The organism is Stenotrophomonas sp. Steno-Z10-HUANG (assembly GCF_056393075.1).
Window position 1 is genome coordinate 143312 of the sequence record NZ_JBWJPA010000009.1, and the last position, 15529, is coordinate 158840.

At 70.3% G+C, this 15529-nt stretch carries 10 protein-coding genes; 9 read left to right on the plus strand and 1 reads right to left on the minus strand.

All coding sequences use genetic code 11. From position 1 onward, the window contains the following. Window positions 1-45 precede the first annotated feature (45 nt). Window positions 46-816 (minus strand): exodeoxyribonuclease III, encoded by a 771-nt coding sequence (xth, locus tag AC06E6_RS13005; RefSeq protein ID WP_161615187.1) that lies wholly within the window; start codon window positions 814-816, stop codon window positions 46-48. A gap of 143 nt (window positions 817-959) precedes the next feature. On the opposite strand from xth, the gene AC06E6_RS13010 reads away from it, so the two are divergent. From AC06E6_RS13010 to AC06E6_RS13050, 9 genes are all read left to right on the plus strand, one after another. After that, a complete protein-coding gene (locus AC06E6_RS13010; protein ID WP_104939943.1) occupies window positions 960-1823 on the plus strand; it encodes an HpcH/HpaI aldolase/citrate lyase family protein in 864 nt (287 codons plus the stop codon). 82 nt (window positions 1824-1905) lie between these two features. After that, window positions 1906-4266, plus strand: a complete 2361-nt coding sequence (locus AC06E6_RS13015) for a sodium:solute symporter (protein WP_240212567.1) — start codon at window positions 1906-1908, stop codon at window positions 4264-4266. Window positions 4267-4351: 85 nt separating this feature from the next. Continuing rightward, window positions 4352-5233: a LysR family transcriptional regulator gene (locus AC06E6_RS13020; RefSeq protein WP_199776739.1), complete on the plus strand. Its 882-nt coding sequence runs from the start codon at window positions 4352-4354 to the stop codon at window positions 5231-5233. 270 nt (window positions 5234-5503) lie between these two features. Continuing rightward, window positions 5504-7696, plus strand: coding sequence for a TonB-dependent receptor (locus tag AC06E6_RS13025; RefSeq protein ID WP_240212568.1), 2193 nt, complete (start codon window positions 5504-5506; stop codon window positions 7694-7696). A 221-nt stretch (window positions 7697-7917) separates the two neighbouring features. Continuing rightward, window positions 7918-9201, plus strand: a complete 1284-nt coding sequence (locus AC06E6_RS13030) for a serine hydrolase domain-containing protein (protein ID WP_240212569.1) — start codon at window positions 7918-7920, stop codon at window positions 9199-9201. After that, entirely contained in the window at window positions 9198-10139 is a 942-nt protein-coding gene (locus AC06E6_RS13035; protein WP_478061605.1) for a ribokinase, read from the plus strand. Before AC06E6_RS13030 ends, AC06E6_RS13035 begins: the two co-directional genes overlap by 4 nt. A gap of 29 nt (window positions 10140-10168) precedes the next feature. Then, the gene (locus AC06E6_RS13040; protein WP_478061607.1) at window positions 10169-12358 is read left to right on the plus strand and encodes a formylglycine-generating enzyme family protein; all 2190 of its coding nucleotides are present in this window, start codon (window positions 10169-10171) and stop codon (window positions 12356-12358) included. Further along, complete coding sequence (locus tag AC06E6_RS13045; protein ID WP_478061609.1) at window positions 12355-14208, plus strand: glycoside hydrolase family 127 protein; 1854 nt, start codon at window positions 12355-12357, stop codon at window positions 14206-14208. The genes AC06E6_RS13040 and AC06E6_RS13045 overlap by 4 nt, the downstream gene beginning before the upstream one ends. A 114-nt stretch (window positions 14209-14322) precedes the next feature. Continuing rightward, entirely contained in the window at window positions 14323-15516 is a 1194-nt protein-coding gene (locus AC06E6_RS13050) for a CaiB/BaiF CoA transferase family protein (protein WP_104939950.1), read from the plus strand. Window positions 15517-15529: the final 13 nt, after the last annotated feature.

Genomic DNA, 15529 nt, shown 5'->3' on the forward strand with positions numbered 1-15529 from the left:
GGGCGCGCCCCTGCCTTTCTCTCACTTCTCACTCCTTCTTTTCTCTCACTCCTCAACCACCACCCAGGCCGGCGCATGGTCGCTGGGGCGGTCCCAGGTACGCGGCTCGCGGTCGATGCCGGCGGCCACCGCCTTGGGCCGCAGCGCCTCGGACACCAGGGTCAGGTCGATACGCAGGCCCAGGTCGCGGCGGAAGCCGGCGGCGCGGTAATCCCACCAGCTGAACACCCCGGCGGCGTCGTTGTGCAGCCGGAAACCGTCGTGCAGGCCCAGCTGCAGCAGCTTGTTCAGCGCGCCACGCTCGGCGGTCGACGTCAGGATGTGGTCGCCGTTCCAGACCGCCGGGTCGTGCACGTCGCGGTCGTCGGGGGCGATGTTGAAGTCGCCCAGCACCACCAGCTTCGGGTACTTCCGCAGCTCGTCGGCGATCCAGCCGTGCACCGCCTCCAGCCAGCGCAGCTTGTAGGCGTACTTGTCGGTGCCCACGTCCTGCCCGTTCACCACATAGAGGTTGACCACGCGCACGCCATTGACGGTGCCGGCGATCGCCCGTTTCTGCTCGTCGTCGAAGCCGGGGATGCCGACCTGCACGTCCTCGATCGGGTCGCGCGCCAGCAGCGCCACGCCGTTGTAGGTCTTCTGCCCGGCGAACACGTTGCGGTAGCCCAGTTCCAGCAGCCGCGTGTCCGGGAACCTGTGATCCTCCAGCTTGGTTTCCTGGATGCCGACCACGTCCGGGGCGAAGCCGGCCAGCCACTGTTCCAGGTGCGGCAGGCGGACATTGAGCGAATTGACGTTCCACGAGGCGATTTTCATGGCGCGATTCTACGGCCTGGCGCCGCGCACCGGGCCGGCGGCGGCGCCGGCACTGCAAACAAACGCTATTGCATGAATGTCGGGGAATACACTTTTTCAGCGTTCCGAATCGCGCAGACTGCCCCGCAGGATGAGGGGAAACCATGCGTAGCAAGCTGTTCGTGCCCGGCGCACGCCCGGAACTGTTCGACAAGGCGCTGGCCGGCGCGGCCGATGTCCTGTCATTCGACCTGGAGGATTCGGTGCCGGAGGCCGGCAAGGCCGCCGCCCGGGTACAGGTCGGCGGGTTCCTGCGCCGCGCGGACGTCGCCGCCAGCGGGCGGCTGCTGATCGTACGCTGCAACGGCACCGACACCGCCCATTTCGCCGCCGACCTGGCCGCGGTGGCGTTGCCCTCGGTGTGGCTGCTCAACCTGCCCAAGGTCGAATCGGTGGCGCAGGTGCACCAGGCAGTCGCGGTGCTGGAACGCGCCGAGGCCGGCAACGGCGTTGCGCGGCCGATCGGCCTGCTGCTCAACATCGAGACGCCGCGCGGCCTGCGCCTGGCCGCCGAGCTGGCCGCCGCGCATCCACGCGTGGCCGGGCTGCAGCTGGGCCTCGGCGACCTGTTCGCGCCCAACGGCGTCGCCCGCACCACGGACAACGTCCACGCCACCCTGTTCGCGCTGCGCATGGCGGCGGCCGAGGCCGGGGTGTTCGCCTGCGATGGCGCGTTCCCCGATGTCGCCGACGAGGACGGGTTCCGTGCCGAGGCGCGGCTGGCCCGCGACCTCGGCTTCATCGGCAAGAGCTGCATCCACCCGCGCCAGGTGGGCCTGGCCAACGCGGTGTTCGGCGTGTCCGACGCGGCGCTCGCCGAAGCCGGCCGCATCGTCGCCGCCGCCGCGGCCGCCAGCGCCCAGGGCCGCGGCGCGTTCCTGTTCGAGGGACGCATGATCGACCTGCCTTTCCTGCGCCGCGCCGAAGCGCTGCTGGCCACCGCCGGCCGCGCCCACGCCGCGTCCTGACCCCCTGCCCTGCCGAGCCACATCGATGCCGATACCCGCAGTAGCGCCCGTCCATTCCCTGCCCCGATGCCTGCTGCGCGGGTTGCGCCTGCTCACGGCGACGGCACTGCTGGCGCTGGGCGGCACCGCCGCGGCGGACAACCTGACCACGGTGACGTCCGGCACCCTGGCGCCGCTGCCGGCCGATGCGGTCGAACCGCGCCTGCTGGTGATCGACGGCCGCGACGTCGCCCTGTCCGCCGACAGGGCCTGGGCGCTGTCCGCCGACGGCAAGGCCTGGCAGCCGCTGGCGCTGGCGCCGGCCGCGGCCACGGACGACATCCGCATGGCGGTCGCCGCCGGCGGCCAGACCTGGCTGCTGCGCGGTGGCAGCGGCGACCGCAGCGACCGCCTGCAGGGCGTGCGCCTGCAGGGTGGCACCCTGGCAACCGGGCGCACCCTGGCGCTGCCGGCGCCGCTGGGCCAGGCCCAGGCGACCGCGCTCGGCGACGTGCTGTACGTGGCCGGCACCGGCGCCGACGGCGCGATGCACCTGTACCGGCACGCGCTGGCGGCCGAGGGCGGCAGCTGGCAGGCACAGCCGGCCTGGCCGGGCGCCGGGCGGCTGGTGGCGCTGCAGGGCCAGAAGGGCGGCCTGTACGCGGTCATCGGCGACGCCACCGGCGATGCGCTGTGGCGCTGGACCGCGGACAGGGGCTGGCAGCAAGCGCCGGCACCGGGCGGGCACATCCTGCCCGGCTCGCTGCGCGCGCTGGGCCAGGCGCACCTGCTGATGCTGGTGCGCGAGGCCGGCGACATCAGCCTGCGCACCTTCCACACCATCACCAGCGCCTGGGCCACGCTCGACGCGGCCGAGGCGCCGCCGCCGGTACAGATCGCCGCGCGCGGCAACGGCCTGGCCTGGACCGGCGCCGACGGCGGCGTGCACTACGCCGAGGTACAGGGCGGCAAGCACCTGCTGGGCTGGCTGGACTGGAGCGTGATCGTCATCTACCTGGCCGGCATGATCGGCATCGGCGTGTACTTCTACCTGAAGGACCAGACCGCGTCGGAATCGGAGTTCTTCGTCGGCGGCCGCAGCATCCCGTTCTGGGCCGCCGGCATCAGCCTGTACGCCACCAACACCAGCTCGATCAGCTTCATCGCCATCCCGGCCAAGGCCTACGAGACCAACTGGCAGTACCTGACCAACAACCTGGTGGCGGTGCTGGGGCTGATGTTCGTGGCGGTGTGGATCGTGCCGCTGCTGCGGCGGCTGGACCTGATGAGCGTGTTCTCCTACCTGGAGACCCGCTTCCACCCGGCCATCCGCATGCTCGCCAGCGCCCTGGCCATCGCCATGCAGGTCGGCAGCCGGCTGAGCGTGATCCTGTTCCTGCCGGCGCTGGCGATCGCCACCATCACCGGCATCGACGTGGTCTGGAGCATCCTGATCATGGGCATCTTCACCATCATCTACACGGTGATGGGCGGCATGCGCGCGGTGGTCTGGACCGACTTCGTGCAGGTGTTCGTGAAGATGGGCGGGGCGATCTTCGCCATCGGCTTCATCGTGTGGACCCTGGGCGCCGACTTCGACGGCATCCGCGAAGCGGCGATGGCCGAGCACAAGACCAAGCTGCTGGACTTCAGCTTCGACCTGACCAAGGCCACGGTGTGGGGCTTCATCTTCCTGGTGGTGTTCGACGTGGTGCTGACCTTCCCCAAGGACCAGGTGCTGATGCAGCGCACGCTGGCGACCAAGTCGGACAAGGAGGCCGGGCGCTCGATCTGGATCTTCGCCGCGATCATGATCCCCGGCGGCTTCATCTTCTACAGCATCGGCACCGCGCTGTGGATGTACTACAAGCACAACCCGGGGCGGCTGGACCCGCTGCTGCCGATCGACGCGACGTTCCCGCTGTTCATCGCCGCCGAGCTGCCGCCGGGCGTCACCGGCCTGATCATCGCTGGCATCTTCGCCGCGGCCATGTCCACGCTGTCGAGCATCATCAACAGCGTGGCCACGCTGCTGTCGGTGGACTTCTACGACAAGCTGGCGAAGAACCCGACCGAACGCGGCAGCGTGCGCTTCGCCGAGATCATGACCGTGGTCGTCGGCCTGGCCGGCATGGGCCTGGCGCTGGTGCTCTCGCGCTATGACATCCACTCGCTGTTCGACGTGTCCATCGAGCTGGCCGGCCTGCTCGGCGGCGGTTTCGCCGGTGCCTACACGCTGGGCATGTTCACCCGCCGCGCCAACTCGCCGGGGGTGGCCATCGGCATCGCCGGCAGCATTGCCCTGACCCTGCTGGCGTGGTCGTTCGACCTGGTGCACCCGTACTTCTACCTGGGCATCTCGATCCTGCTGTGCATCGTGATCGGCTACCTGGCCAGCCTGTGCTTCCCGGCGCCGGCGCGCTCGCTCAAGGGCCTGACCATCTACCGCCAGGACGCCACATGAACGGCCGGCGCGCGACCGTGACGTTGGTCGGATGCCGCGCGCCGGACCCTGCTGTAGCGTTGCCCCCGAGCCAAAGGGCATAGCCGTGGAAACCCAGTTCCTCAATACCTTCGTCACCGTCGTCGACCGCGGCTCGATGGCCGCGGCGGCGCGTTCGCTGCACATCACCCCGGCCGCCGTGGCCCAGCAGATCCGCACGCTGGAACGCGAGCTGGGCGCGCCGCTGATCGCCCGCGCCGGGCGCACGGTCAGCGTCACCGCCGAGGGCGCACGCATCCTGCAGCGCGCGCGCGACCTGCTGCGCGACGTCTCCGACCTGCGCAGCGTGGCCAACGAGAGCGGCATGGCCGGCGAGCTGCGGCTGGGCGCCTGCCCGACCGCGCTGGCCGGGCTGGTGCCGGACATCCTGGCGCGGATGGTGGCCAAGTTCCCCGAGATCAACGTGTTCATCCGCCCCGGCTACTCGGCCGACCTGTACGGCGCGGTGGAAGCCGGCGACCTGGATGCGGCGATGGTGCTGCAGGCGCCGTTCTCGCTGCCCAAGACCTGCGACTGGCAGCTGCTGCGCGAGGAACCCATGGTGGTGCTGGCGCCGGCGCGGCTGGCCTCGCGCGACCCGCACGCGCTGCTGCGCGACGAGCCGCTGATCCGCTACGACCGCCATGAATGGGGCGGGCGCCAGGCCGACGAGTACCTGCGCCGGGTCGGCATCGTGCCGCGCGAGCGGTTCGAGCTCAACGCGCTCAATGCCATCGCGGTGATGGTGGACCGCGGGCTCGGCGTATCGCTGGTGCCGGACTGGGCGCGGCCATGGCCCGAGGGCCTGGCGGTGGCGCGGCTGCCGCTGCCCGAACCGTGCGAGCCGCGCCGCATCGGCATGGTCTGGTCGCGCTCGTCGGTGCGCATCCGCCAGGTCAACGCGCTGCTGGAAGAAAGCCGCGCCGAACTGTTGCCCGGCAAGTCCTAGCCACGCCCGCCGCGCCCGGCCGGGCGCCCTGTGCGCATGCGCCGGAGCGGCGCGATCGGCAACAAATCCTAGGCAGTGAACATACGATTGCGCGCTTCTATCGTCATGAAGCCGCACCTAGTCTTCGGCCAAGACCGGCCGGTGCGTGGCCAGATCCCGTAGAGGATCGTCCTCCACCCCGGCCCGACGGGCGCAAGCCCGGACGCGATATCCGGCACGGTCGACTCCCCGGTCGTCGGCGCCGCAATCCACTTCGGGGGGAGAGAATCAATGATCAAGCCACTTACGGCCGCCATCGGCATGGCCCTGCTCGCCGGCATGACCGGCGCCGCCTGGGCGCAGGACGCCGAGGACAAGCGCCAGGACAAGGCCATCGACCTGGACCAGGTGATCGTCACCGGTACCCGCACCGCCACCGCCATCGACAAGATTCCCGGCGCCATCACCCTGGTGTCCAAGGAAGAAGTGCAGCGCACGCTGAGCCTGACCGAAGACGCGACCGCGGTGCTGGCGCGTACCGTTCCCGGCTACGCCGAGTCGTCGCAGGCGATGAGCAACACCGGCGAAACCCTGCGCGGCCGCATCGCGCTGCGCCTGTTCGACGGCATCCCGCAGGGCTCGCCGCTGCGCGAGGGCAACCGCAACGGCACCTTCACCGACATGGGCGTGGTCGGCCGCATCGAGGTGATCAACGGCCCGTCCGCCTCCGAAGGCATCGGCGCGGCCGGCGGCATCATCAACTACATCTCCAAGGTGCCGACCGTCGAGGGCCACGAGACCGAGGTCGTGTCGCGCTACTCCACCCAGTTCGGCGACGACAGCGCCGGCTGGAAGCTGGGTGTGAACCACGCCTACAAGGGCGACGACGTGGATGCGCTGCTGAGCGCGTCGTACATCGACCGCGGCATTTCCTACGACGGCAATGGCCGCCGCATCGGCATGAACACCAGCGGCTCGACCTCCGATTCGGAGGCCCGCAACCTGTTCCTGAAGGCCGGCTACAACTTCGGCGAATCCGGCGCGCAGCGCCTGCAGGCCAGCTACAGCCGCTTCAAGATCGAAGGCAAGGCCAACTACCGCCAGGTCGAAGGCTGCCGCTACGACCCGGTGACCTGCCCGGTGCCGACCACCAATACCTCCGAGCGCGGCGCCGTCGCCGGCTCGCTGGCCGAGTTCAACGACTTCACCCAGTTCGCGCTGAACTACAGCAACGGCGACCTGTTCGGCGGCACCCTGGTGGCCGACTACTACTGGGCCGACCAGGCCATGCGCTACCTGCCGGAGAACGGCGACGACAAGCAGCTGGTCAAGGTCGGCCCCGGCTTCGACGAGAGCCAGCGCATCTTCGACCAGTCCGAAATCACCTCGAAGAAGCAGGGCCTGCGCAGCTCCTGGACCCGCGGCGACGTGTTCGGCGTGGAAGGCCTGCAGCTGCGCGCCGGCGTGGATCTGGTCAAGGACGAGGCCGCGCAGCGGCTGGCGCTGACCGACCGCCTGTGGGTGCCGCCGATGAAGTACAGCAGCACCGCGCCGTACGCGCAGCTGACCTGGGACATCGGCCCGGTGACGCTGAGCGGCGGCCTGCGCCGCGAGGACGGCGAGCTCAAGGTCGACAGCTACACCACCACCGCCTACCGCAACAGCGTGTTCGTGCAGGGTGGCGGGCTCAAGTACACCGAGAACATGAAGAACCTCGGCGCGATCTGGCGCGTGACCGACGAGCTGTCGGTGTTCGCCTCCTACGGCGAAGGTTTCGGCCTGCCGAACATCGGCATCCCGCTGCGCAACATCAACGTGCCGGGGCAGTCGGTGGACCGCATCGCCGACCTGCAGGCGATCATCGTCGACAACCGCGAGTACGGCTTCAACTGGCGCGGCGACCGTGGCGCGCTGGGCATGTCCTACTACGACAGCCGCTCGGAGTTCGGCACCTCGCTGGCCATCGACCCGCGCACCAATGACTTCATCCTCAGCCGCGCACCGACCCGCATCAAGGGCTTCGAAGCCAACGGCGAATGGCGCTTCAGCGACGCCTGGAAGGTCACCGCGCTGTACTCGCGCATCCGCGGCACCACCGAGTACTACCCGGGCTCGGGCCTGATCAAGAAGATGGGCGTGCTGGACATCAACCCGGACAAGATCGGCGCCTCGGTGGCGTGGAACTTCCTGCCCGAAGCCAATGTCACCCTCGGCGCCACCAAGCTGCTGGACCGCGACCTGCGCGCCACCCACACCCGTCCGGACACCGGCACGGTGTACCGCAACGAGGAGAACACCGAAGGCTACGTGCTGTTCGACCTGGTGGTGAACTACGACACCGGCCGCTACGGCAAGCTGTCGCTGGGCATCGAGAACCTGTTCGACAAGCAGTACATCCTCAGCTGGTCGCAGCTGCCGGGCTGGCAGAACTACTGGTCCGGCCGTGGCCGCATGGTCTCGCTGAGCCACAGCATCAAGTTCTGATCGCGTCACCCCCAGCGGCGTCCCGGTTCACCGGGGCGCCGCTTTCGTTTGCACGCCGCGCGCGCCGGCATCACCCCGGCATCGCTGTGGCCTGAAGCAAGCGGACTTCCCTTTGCGCCGGCGCGCCCTGCGTCTAGGCTGGTCCCGGCAAGGCGCACCCGGCGCCAATGCACGCCCCGCTCCCTTCCGCGCCTCGACGGCCGGCCATACGGAACCGCAGCATGCACTCCACGGCATCCACAACCGGCACCACCGCATCCCCGGCAGGGCGATCGCCCGCGCGCTGGCTGCTGGCGGTGCTGCTGGCCGCCGCCTGCGCCGCGCCGGCCAGCGCCCGCGACGACGACCGCTGGCAGCGGCTGGACGCCTTCCTGCAGGACACTACCGGCCCCGGCCGTTTTCCCGGTGCGGTGGCGGTGGTCCAGCACCAGGGCCGCGTGGTCTTCCGCGGCCATCGCGGCCATGCCGACAGCGCCGGCACCCGGCCGCTGCGCGAGGACGCCATCTTCCGCATCTACTCGATGACCAAGCCGGTGACCTCGGTGGCGGTGCTGATGCTGATGGAGGAAGGCCGGCTGTCGCTGGACGATCCGCTGTCGCGTTACCTGCCGGCATTCGCCGACCGCCAGGTGGTGGTCGGCGGCGATCCCGCGCATCCGCGGCTGGCGCCGTCGCCCAGGGCGATCACCCTGCGCCACCTGCTGACTCATACCAGCGGGCTGGCCGCGGACCCGGCCGCGCGCCCGGTCGCCAGCGGGCTGCTGGACGCCGCCGGCGTCGACGACGCCACGTCGCTGCAGGACGTGGCCGCGCGGTTGGCAAACGTGCCGCTGGCCGACGCGCCCGGCACCCACTTCCATTACGAAGGCAGCAACACCGAACTGCTGGCGCGGGTGGTGGAGGTGGTCAGCGGCCAGCCGTTCGCGCGGTTCCTGCAGCAACGCATCCTTGATCCGCTGGCGATGTACGACACCGGCTTCGAGGTGCCCGTCGCCCAGCGCGGACGCGTGGTCGAACTGCCCACCAGCGGCGACGGCGGCCGCCTGCGCGTGGCCGATACCGCCAGCGCCCGCACCCCCGGCGTACGCCTGAAGGGTTACGACAGCGGCGCCGGCGGCCTGTATTCCACCGCCGCCGATTACCTGCGGTTCGCGCACATGCTGCTCGACGGCGGCCGTGGCAACGGGCGGCAGCTGCTGTCGCGCAAGACCATCGATCTGATGATGGCCGACCAGCTCGGCGGCTTCGCGCCGGCGGTGGCCAGCCAGGGGCCGGGCGAAGGCTTCGGCCTCGGCGGGTATGTCGTCACCGACCCCGCCGCGCGCGGCAGGCTGGGCAGCGCCGGCCAGTTCGGCTGGTCGGGTGCCGCCTCGACCTACTTCACCATCGACCGCCGCGAGCAGCTGGTGGCGATCCTGATGCTGCAGTACCTGCCCGCTGGCGACCGGCCGCTGGCCTCGCCTTCGACCCGCTTCTACAACCTCGTCTACCAGGCCATTCCATGAGCTCCACCGTCCTCGTTGCCGGCTCGGCCAATCTCGATTTCGTGGTGCGCGCCGCGCACGTGCCGGCACCGGGCGAAACCGTGCTCGGCCGCGACTTCCAGACCTTCCCCGGCGGCAAGGGCGCCAACCAGGCCGTGGCCTGCGCGCGTGCCGGCGGCGCCGATACGCGCATGCTGCTGGCGCTGGGCGAGGACGACTTCGCCAGGCCCATCGAAACCTCCCTGCGCGATGCCGGCGTGCAGCTGCATCTCGTGCGCGACGCACGGTTGCCGACCGGCACCGCCTTCGTCTGCCTGTCCGACGACGCCGAGAACGCCATCACCGTCGCCCCCGGCGCCAACCTGGCGCTGCAACCGGCGCACCTGCCGCCGCTGGACGGGGTGCAATGGCTGCTGCTGCAGCTGGAAACCCCGCTCGATGCCGTGCTGGCCTACGCACGCGCCGCACGCGCGGCCGGGGTCAAGGTGGCGCTCAACGCCGCACCGGCGCAGGTGCTGCCGGCGGCGCTGCTGGCGCAACTGGACATGCTGATCGTCAACGAGGGCGAACTGGCCGTGGTCGCCGGCCACCCGCCGGACCTGGCCACCGGCCTGGCGCGGCTGCAGGTGCCGTGCGTGATCGTCACCCTGGGCGCGCGCGGCTGCCTGGCGCGCAGCGAAGGCCGCACCCTGCTGCAGCCAGCGTTCGCCATCGAACCGGTGGACACCACTGCCGCCGGCGATACGTTCTGCGGCACGCTGGTGGCGTCGCTGGCGCGCGGCCAGGCGCTGCAACAGGCGCTGCTCGGCGCCAGCGCCGCATCCGCGCTGGCCTGCACCCGGCTGGGGGCGCAGGCCAGCATCCCCGACCATGCCGAGGTCGCCGCATTGCTGGCCGATGCCACCCGCATCCCCGGCGCCGACGCCCATGCCGCGCTGGCGACCGCCTGCGCGCTCTGACCCTTTCCGTTTTCCGCTGGATGAATGCCATGACCACGCCGTACACCACGCCCGATTACGACAACGAAGCCGCCGACCACGGGCGTGAGGCGATCACCACCGAGTACAAGTTCTCCCACGTCACCACCGGCCGCTACCTGCCCACCCCGGGCAAGGCGCCAGCCTGGCCGTTCGCCGACATCGGCAGCTGGATGATCGACGCCAACGCCAGCGCCGGTGACTGGCTGACCGAACTGAAGGACTGGCGCCGCGAGCACCTGGTGCGGATCGGTTACACCGACGTGAACTACCGGCGCCCGGAGCTGCAGTGGGCGCAGCGCAACTTCGTGCACGCGCAGATGATGGTCGAGGACCGCTATTTCTTCGACGTGGACACCGCGCAGTACACCGTGGACAGGTACCTGGACGACCTGGTCGCGCGCTTCGGCGGGATCGATTCGGTGCTGATCTGGTACGTCTACCCGAACATCGGCATCGACGACCGCAACCAGTTCGACCTGGCGCACACCCTGCCCGGCGGCCTGGAAGGCTTGAAGGCCGCGGTGCAGGCGTTCCAGAAGCGCGGCGTGCGCGTGTTCCTGCCGGCCAAGCCGTGGGACCACGGCACCCGCGACCCCGGCGTGACGCACTGGGACGGCATGGCCCAGATCATCCAGGCCACCGGCGCCGACGGCATCAACGGCGACACCTTCAATGGCGTGCCGCGCGCGTTCTTCGACGCCTGCGATGCCAACGGCAACCCGGTGGTGGTGCAGCCCGAGTCGACCATCAGCTCGGAGGAACAGCTGATCTGGAACGTGCAGAGCTGGGGCAAGAAGGCGCCTGATGGCCCGGTGCCGCCGGTGTCCAAGTGGAAGTGGCTGGAGCCGCGGCACATGGTCAACTACGAGAACCGCTGGGGCCGCAACCGCAACCACGACCTGCAGTACTGCTTCTTCAACGGCATCGGCTACAACGCCTGGGAGAACATCTGGGGCATCTGGAACCAGTTCACCGCGCGTGACGGCGAAACGCTGCGCCGCATCGCCGCGATCTACCGCCAGTTCCCGCAGCTGGTGGTGTCGCAGGACTGGGAGCCGTACCAGGTCTGCTACCAGGGCGGCATCTTCGCCAGCCGGTTCCCGGTAGAGGGCCTGTGCCTGCATACCTTCATCAACCGCAACGAATACGCGGTCAACGGCGAGCAGATCGGCCTGCCGCACGTGGACGGCACGCGCTACTACGACGTATGGCACGGCGTGGAACTGTCGCCGTCGATCCGTGACGGCGCGGCGGTGATCGAACTGCCGATGGAAGCACGGGGCTTCGGCGCGGTGCTGAGCGTCGGCCCGGGCGTGGTGCTGGATGGCTTGGACGCGTTCCTGGCCGAGACCGCGCGGCGCGCGGCACAGCCGCTCAACAGCTACTCCGGCGCCTGGAAGGCGGCCCCGCAGCAGCTGCGCGCGATCGCGCCGACGCCGCCGCAGGCCAGCGCGCCGGCGGGCATGGTCACCATTCCGGCCGGGGAGTTCGTGTTCGCCGTCGGCGGGGTCGAGATCGAGGGCTTCAACTGGGCCGGCCAGGACGTGCAGTTCCCGTGGGAGGACTGCCCGCGTCGCCACCACCGCCGGCGCATGCGGATGGACGCGTTCCACATCGACCGCCATCCGGTGACCAACGCGCAGTTCAAGGCGTTCATCGACGCCACCGGCTACCACCCGGCCGACGACATCAATTTCCTCGCCCACTGGGTGGACGGCGCGCCGCGCGCCGGCTGGGGCAACAAGCCGGTGACCTGGGTATCGCTGGAGGACGCGCGCGCCTACGCCGCGTGGGCCGGCAAGCGCCTGCCGCACGAATGGGAATGGCAGTATGCCGCACAGGGCAGCGATGGCCGGCTGTATCCGTGGGGCAACGACTGGGACCCGGCCCGGGTGCCGCGGGTGAACCGCGGCCGCCGCATCCTGCCGCCGGACGACGTCGACGCGCACCCGGACGGCGCCAGCCCGTTCGGCGTGGAGGACCTGGTCGGCAACGTGTGGCAGTGGACCGACGAGTTCGTCGACGAGCACACCCGCGCGGCGATCCTGCGCGGTGGCTCCAGCTATCAGCCGCAGACCTCGCACTGGTATTTCCCGCAGGCCTACCGGCTTGACCAGCACGGCAAGTACCTGCTGATGGCGCCGGCCAAGGACCGCAGCGGCATGCTCGGCTTCCGCTGCGTGGTGGACGCGGCATGAGCGCGGCGATCAGCAGCGGCCAGCAGCTGGCCGCGCCCGCGGCGGTGCAGCTCGACGGCCTGTTCGGGCAGATGCTGGCGGCCAACCGCGGCGGCCGGCTGAGCCACTTCATCGTCGATGAGGACAGCCCGTCGATCCGCATCTTCGGCCAGGCGCACAAGCAACAGAACCAGGAAGGCGACTGGTACGGCGAGCATGCCGGCAAATGGCTGTCGGCCACCGCCCGCGCGGTGGCGCAGGGCGGGCAGCCGCAGCTGCAGGCCAACCTGCGCCGCGTGGCCGACTGGCTGGTCAGCCAGCAGGACGATGACGGCTACCTCGGCAACTACGCCGCCGACCGCCGCTTCACCGTGCCGCAGCCGCCGCGGCCGGAAAGCTGGAACGGCGAGCCGGCGCTGCGTACCTGGGACATCTGGACCCACAGCTACCTGATCCTGGGGTTCCTGGAAACCTGGCGCGCGTTGCGCGACGACCGCTACCTGCAGGCCGCGCGGCGCATCGCCGACCTGTGCTGGCAGGCGCTGGAATCGGGCATCGACATCACCACGCTGGGCAACCACCACGGCATGTCCGCCACGGTGCTGCTGGACCCGGCCGCCGATCTGTACCTGGCCACCGGCGAGCCCCGCTATCTGGCGCTGGCCGAGAAGATCCTACAGCAGGCCAACGCCAACCCACGCCTGGCGCTGCTGGACAAGGCGCTGGCCGGCGAGGACGCGGCCTTCATCGCCACCGGCAAGGCCTACCAGCTGTGCTGGAACCTGGTCGGGCTGGCCAAGCTGTACAAGGCCACCGGCAAGGACGAGTACCGCGTCGCGGTCGATACGCTGTGGCACAACATCCGCGCCCATCACCTCACCCTAGGCGGCGGCCCGTGGGGCGGCGTGGCGCACCGGTCGCGTGAAGTGTTCAACGCGCCGCGTACGTTCTTCCCGCAGGCCTACGTGGAGACCTGCTCGGTGCTGGCATGGATGCAGCTGAATCGCGAACTGCTGGCGATCACCGGCTACGCGCGTTACGCCGACGAACTGGAACGCACCGCCTACAACGACCTGCTGGCGGCGATGGCACCCGATGGCGAGGACTGGTGCTACTACACCTTCCCCAACGGCAAGCGGGTACACACCACCTACTGGCGCTGCTGCAAGTCCTCCGGCGCGATGGCGGTGGAGGAACTGCCGCAGGTCGCCTACGGCACCAGCGCCGACGGCAGCCTGCGGGTCAACCTGTACGGCGCCGGGCAGGCGAGCCTGCAGCACCCGGAGGCCGGCGCGGTGACGCTGCAGCAGCACACGCGCTATCCGTTCGATGGCCGGATCACGCTGCTGGTGACACCGGAAAACCGCGCCAGCTTCGGCATCGGCCTGCGCATCCCCGGCTGGGCCGAGGACGCGCGCATCCAGGTCAACGGCGTCGAGGTGCCGGTGCAGGTGGGTGCGGACGGCTTCGTGCAGCTGCGGCGGCAATGGCAGGCCGGTGACATGGTCAGCGTGGTGCTGCCGCTGCGGCCACAGCTGCAGCGCGCGGCCAACATCAACGTGCAGGAATCGCGCGCGCCCGATGGCTCGCCGGTGGCGCAGGAGGTGCTGCGCTGGGAATACATCGGCCTGACCTACGGCCCGCTGGTGTACGCCACCGGGCTGATCGACGGCTACAAGACCGACGAGACGGTACGGTTGCCGGCCGGCGATCCGTCGAACTGGCTGCAGGTCGGAGACGACCAGGGCGAAGGCGCGCCGGTGACGATGCGGCTGGACTGCCGCGCGCCGCTGGTGTTCGAGCCCTACTACCGCTGCGGCGGGCGCGAGCACGGCGCCTGGCGGCTGACCTGGCTGTCGCTGGCGCCGTGAAGGCGCCGGCCACGCGGCCATTCACCGCTTTAAGTCCTCGCTGAAAATACCCGCACGATATGTTTCTTCCCGGCCACGCGGAGGAAACTGCAATCAAGGAATCGAGCGCACCCCATGACAGGAAGCCCCAGCCCCTCTCCCTTCGACATCGCCCGTCGCGACGGCGCCAGCGGCCCGCTCAGTGGCGTGCGCGTGCTCGATCTCAGCGCGTACATCGCCGGTCCCTACGGCTGCACGCTGCTGGCCGACCAGGGCGCGGAAGTGATCAAGGTGGAGCCGCCAACCGGCGACAACCTGCGCAAGTACCCGTCCACGCTGGAAGCGGAAAGCCGCGCCTTCCTCGGCGTCAACCGCTCCAAGCGCGGCGTGGTGCTGGACCTGAAGCAGCCCGACCAGCGCGCGGTGCTGATGCGCCTGGTGCGCGAGGCCGACGTGCTGGTGCACAACTTCCGCCCGGACGTGCCGGCGCGGCTGGGCATCGACTTCGACAGCCTGCAGCGGCTCAACCCGCGGCTGGTGTACTGCGCGGTCACCGGCTACGGCGAGACCGGGCCGCTGCGCGACAAGGCCGGCTACGACCAGGTGCTGCAGACCATGACCGGCATGTGCGCCATGCAGGGCAAGCCCGGCGGTGCCCCGGAGATCCTCTACGGCTCGGTGGTGGACTACTACGCCGCCGCGCTGGTGGCCGCGGGCGTGTCCTCGGCGCTGTACGAGCGTGAACGCAGCGGTGAAGGCCAGTACGTGGGCGTGTCGCTGCTGCGCAGCGCGCTGACCATGCAGTCGGCGCGGATGATCTGGGCCGAAGGCGAACCGGAGGCGGTGGGCCGCGACATGCGCTCGGGTGGCGTCACCGGCATCCATCCCACCGCCGACGGCTGGCTCTACATCTCGGCCAACACGCCGCACTTCTGGCAGGCGCTGTGCGAGAAGACCGGGCTGCCGGAACTGGCCACGGACCCGCGCTACGACACCGTGCGCAAGCGCGCCGCGCACTCGGACGAACTGCTGGCGCGGCTGCATGCGGCGCTGGCCGCGCGCGGCGCGCTGGAATGGGAAGCGCTGTTCGGCGAGGACGTGCCGTGCGCGGCCGCGCGCAAGGTCGAGGACATGTTCGAGCACCCGCAGGTGCAGGCCGGCGGGATGATCACCACGCTGCCGCACCCGGTGCTGGGCAGCTACCGCGGCATCACCCGGCCCATCGTGTTCGGCCGCACCCCCGGCCCGCAGCCGTTCGCCGCGCCGGTGTTCGACCAGGACACCGCCGCGGTGCTCGCGCGTGTCGCCGACGACGACGCCACGCCCTGACCAGGAACCCGCC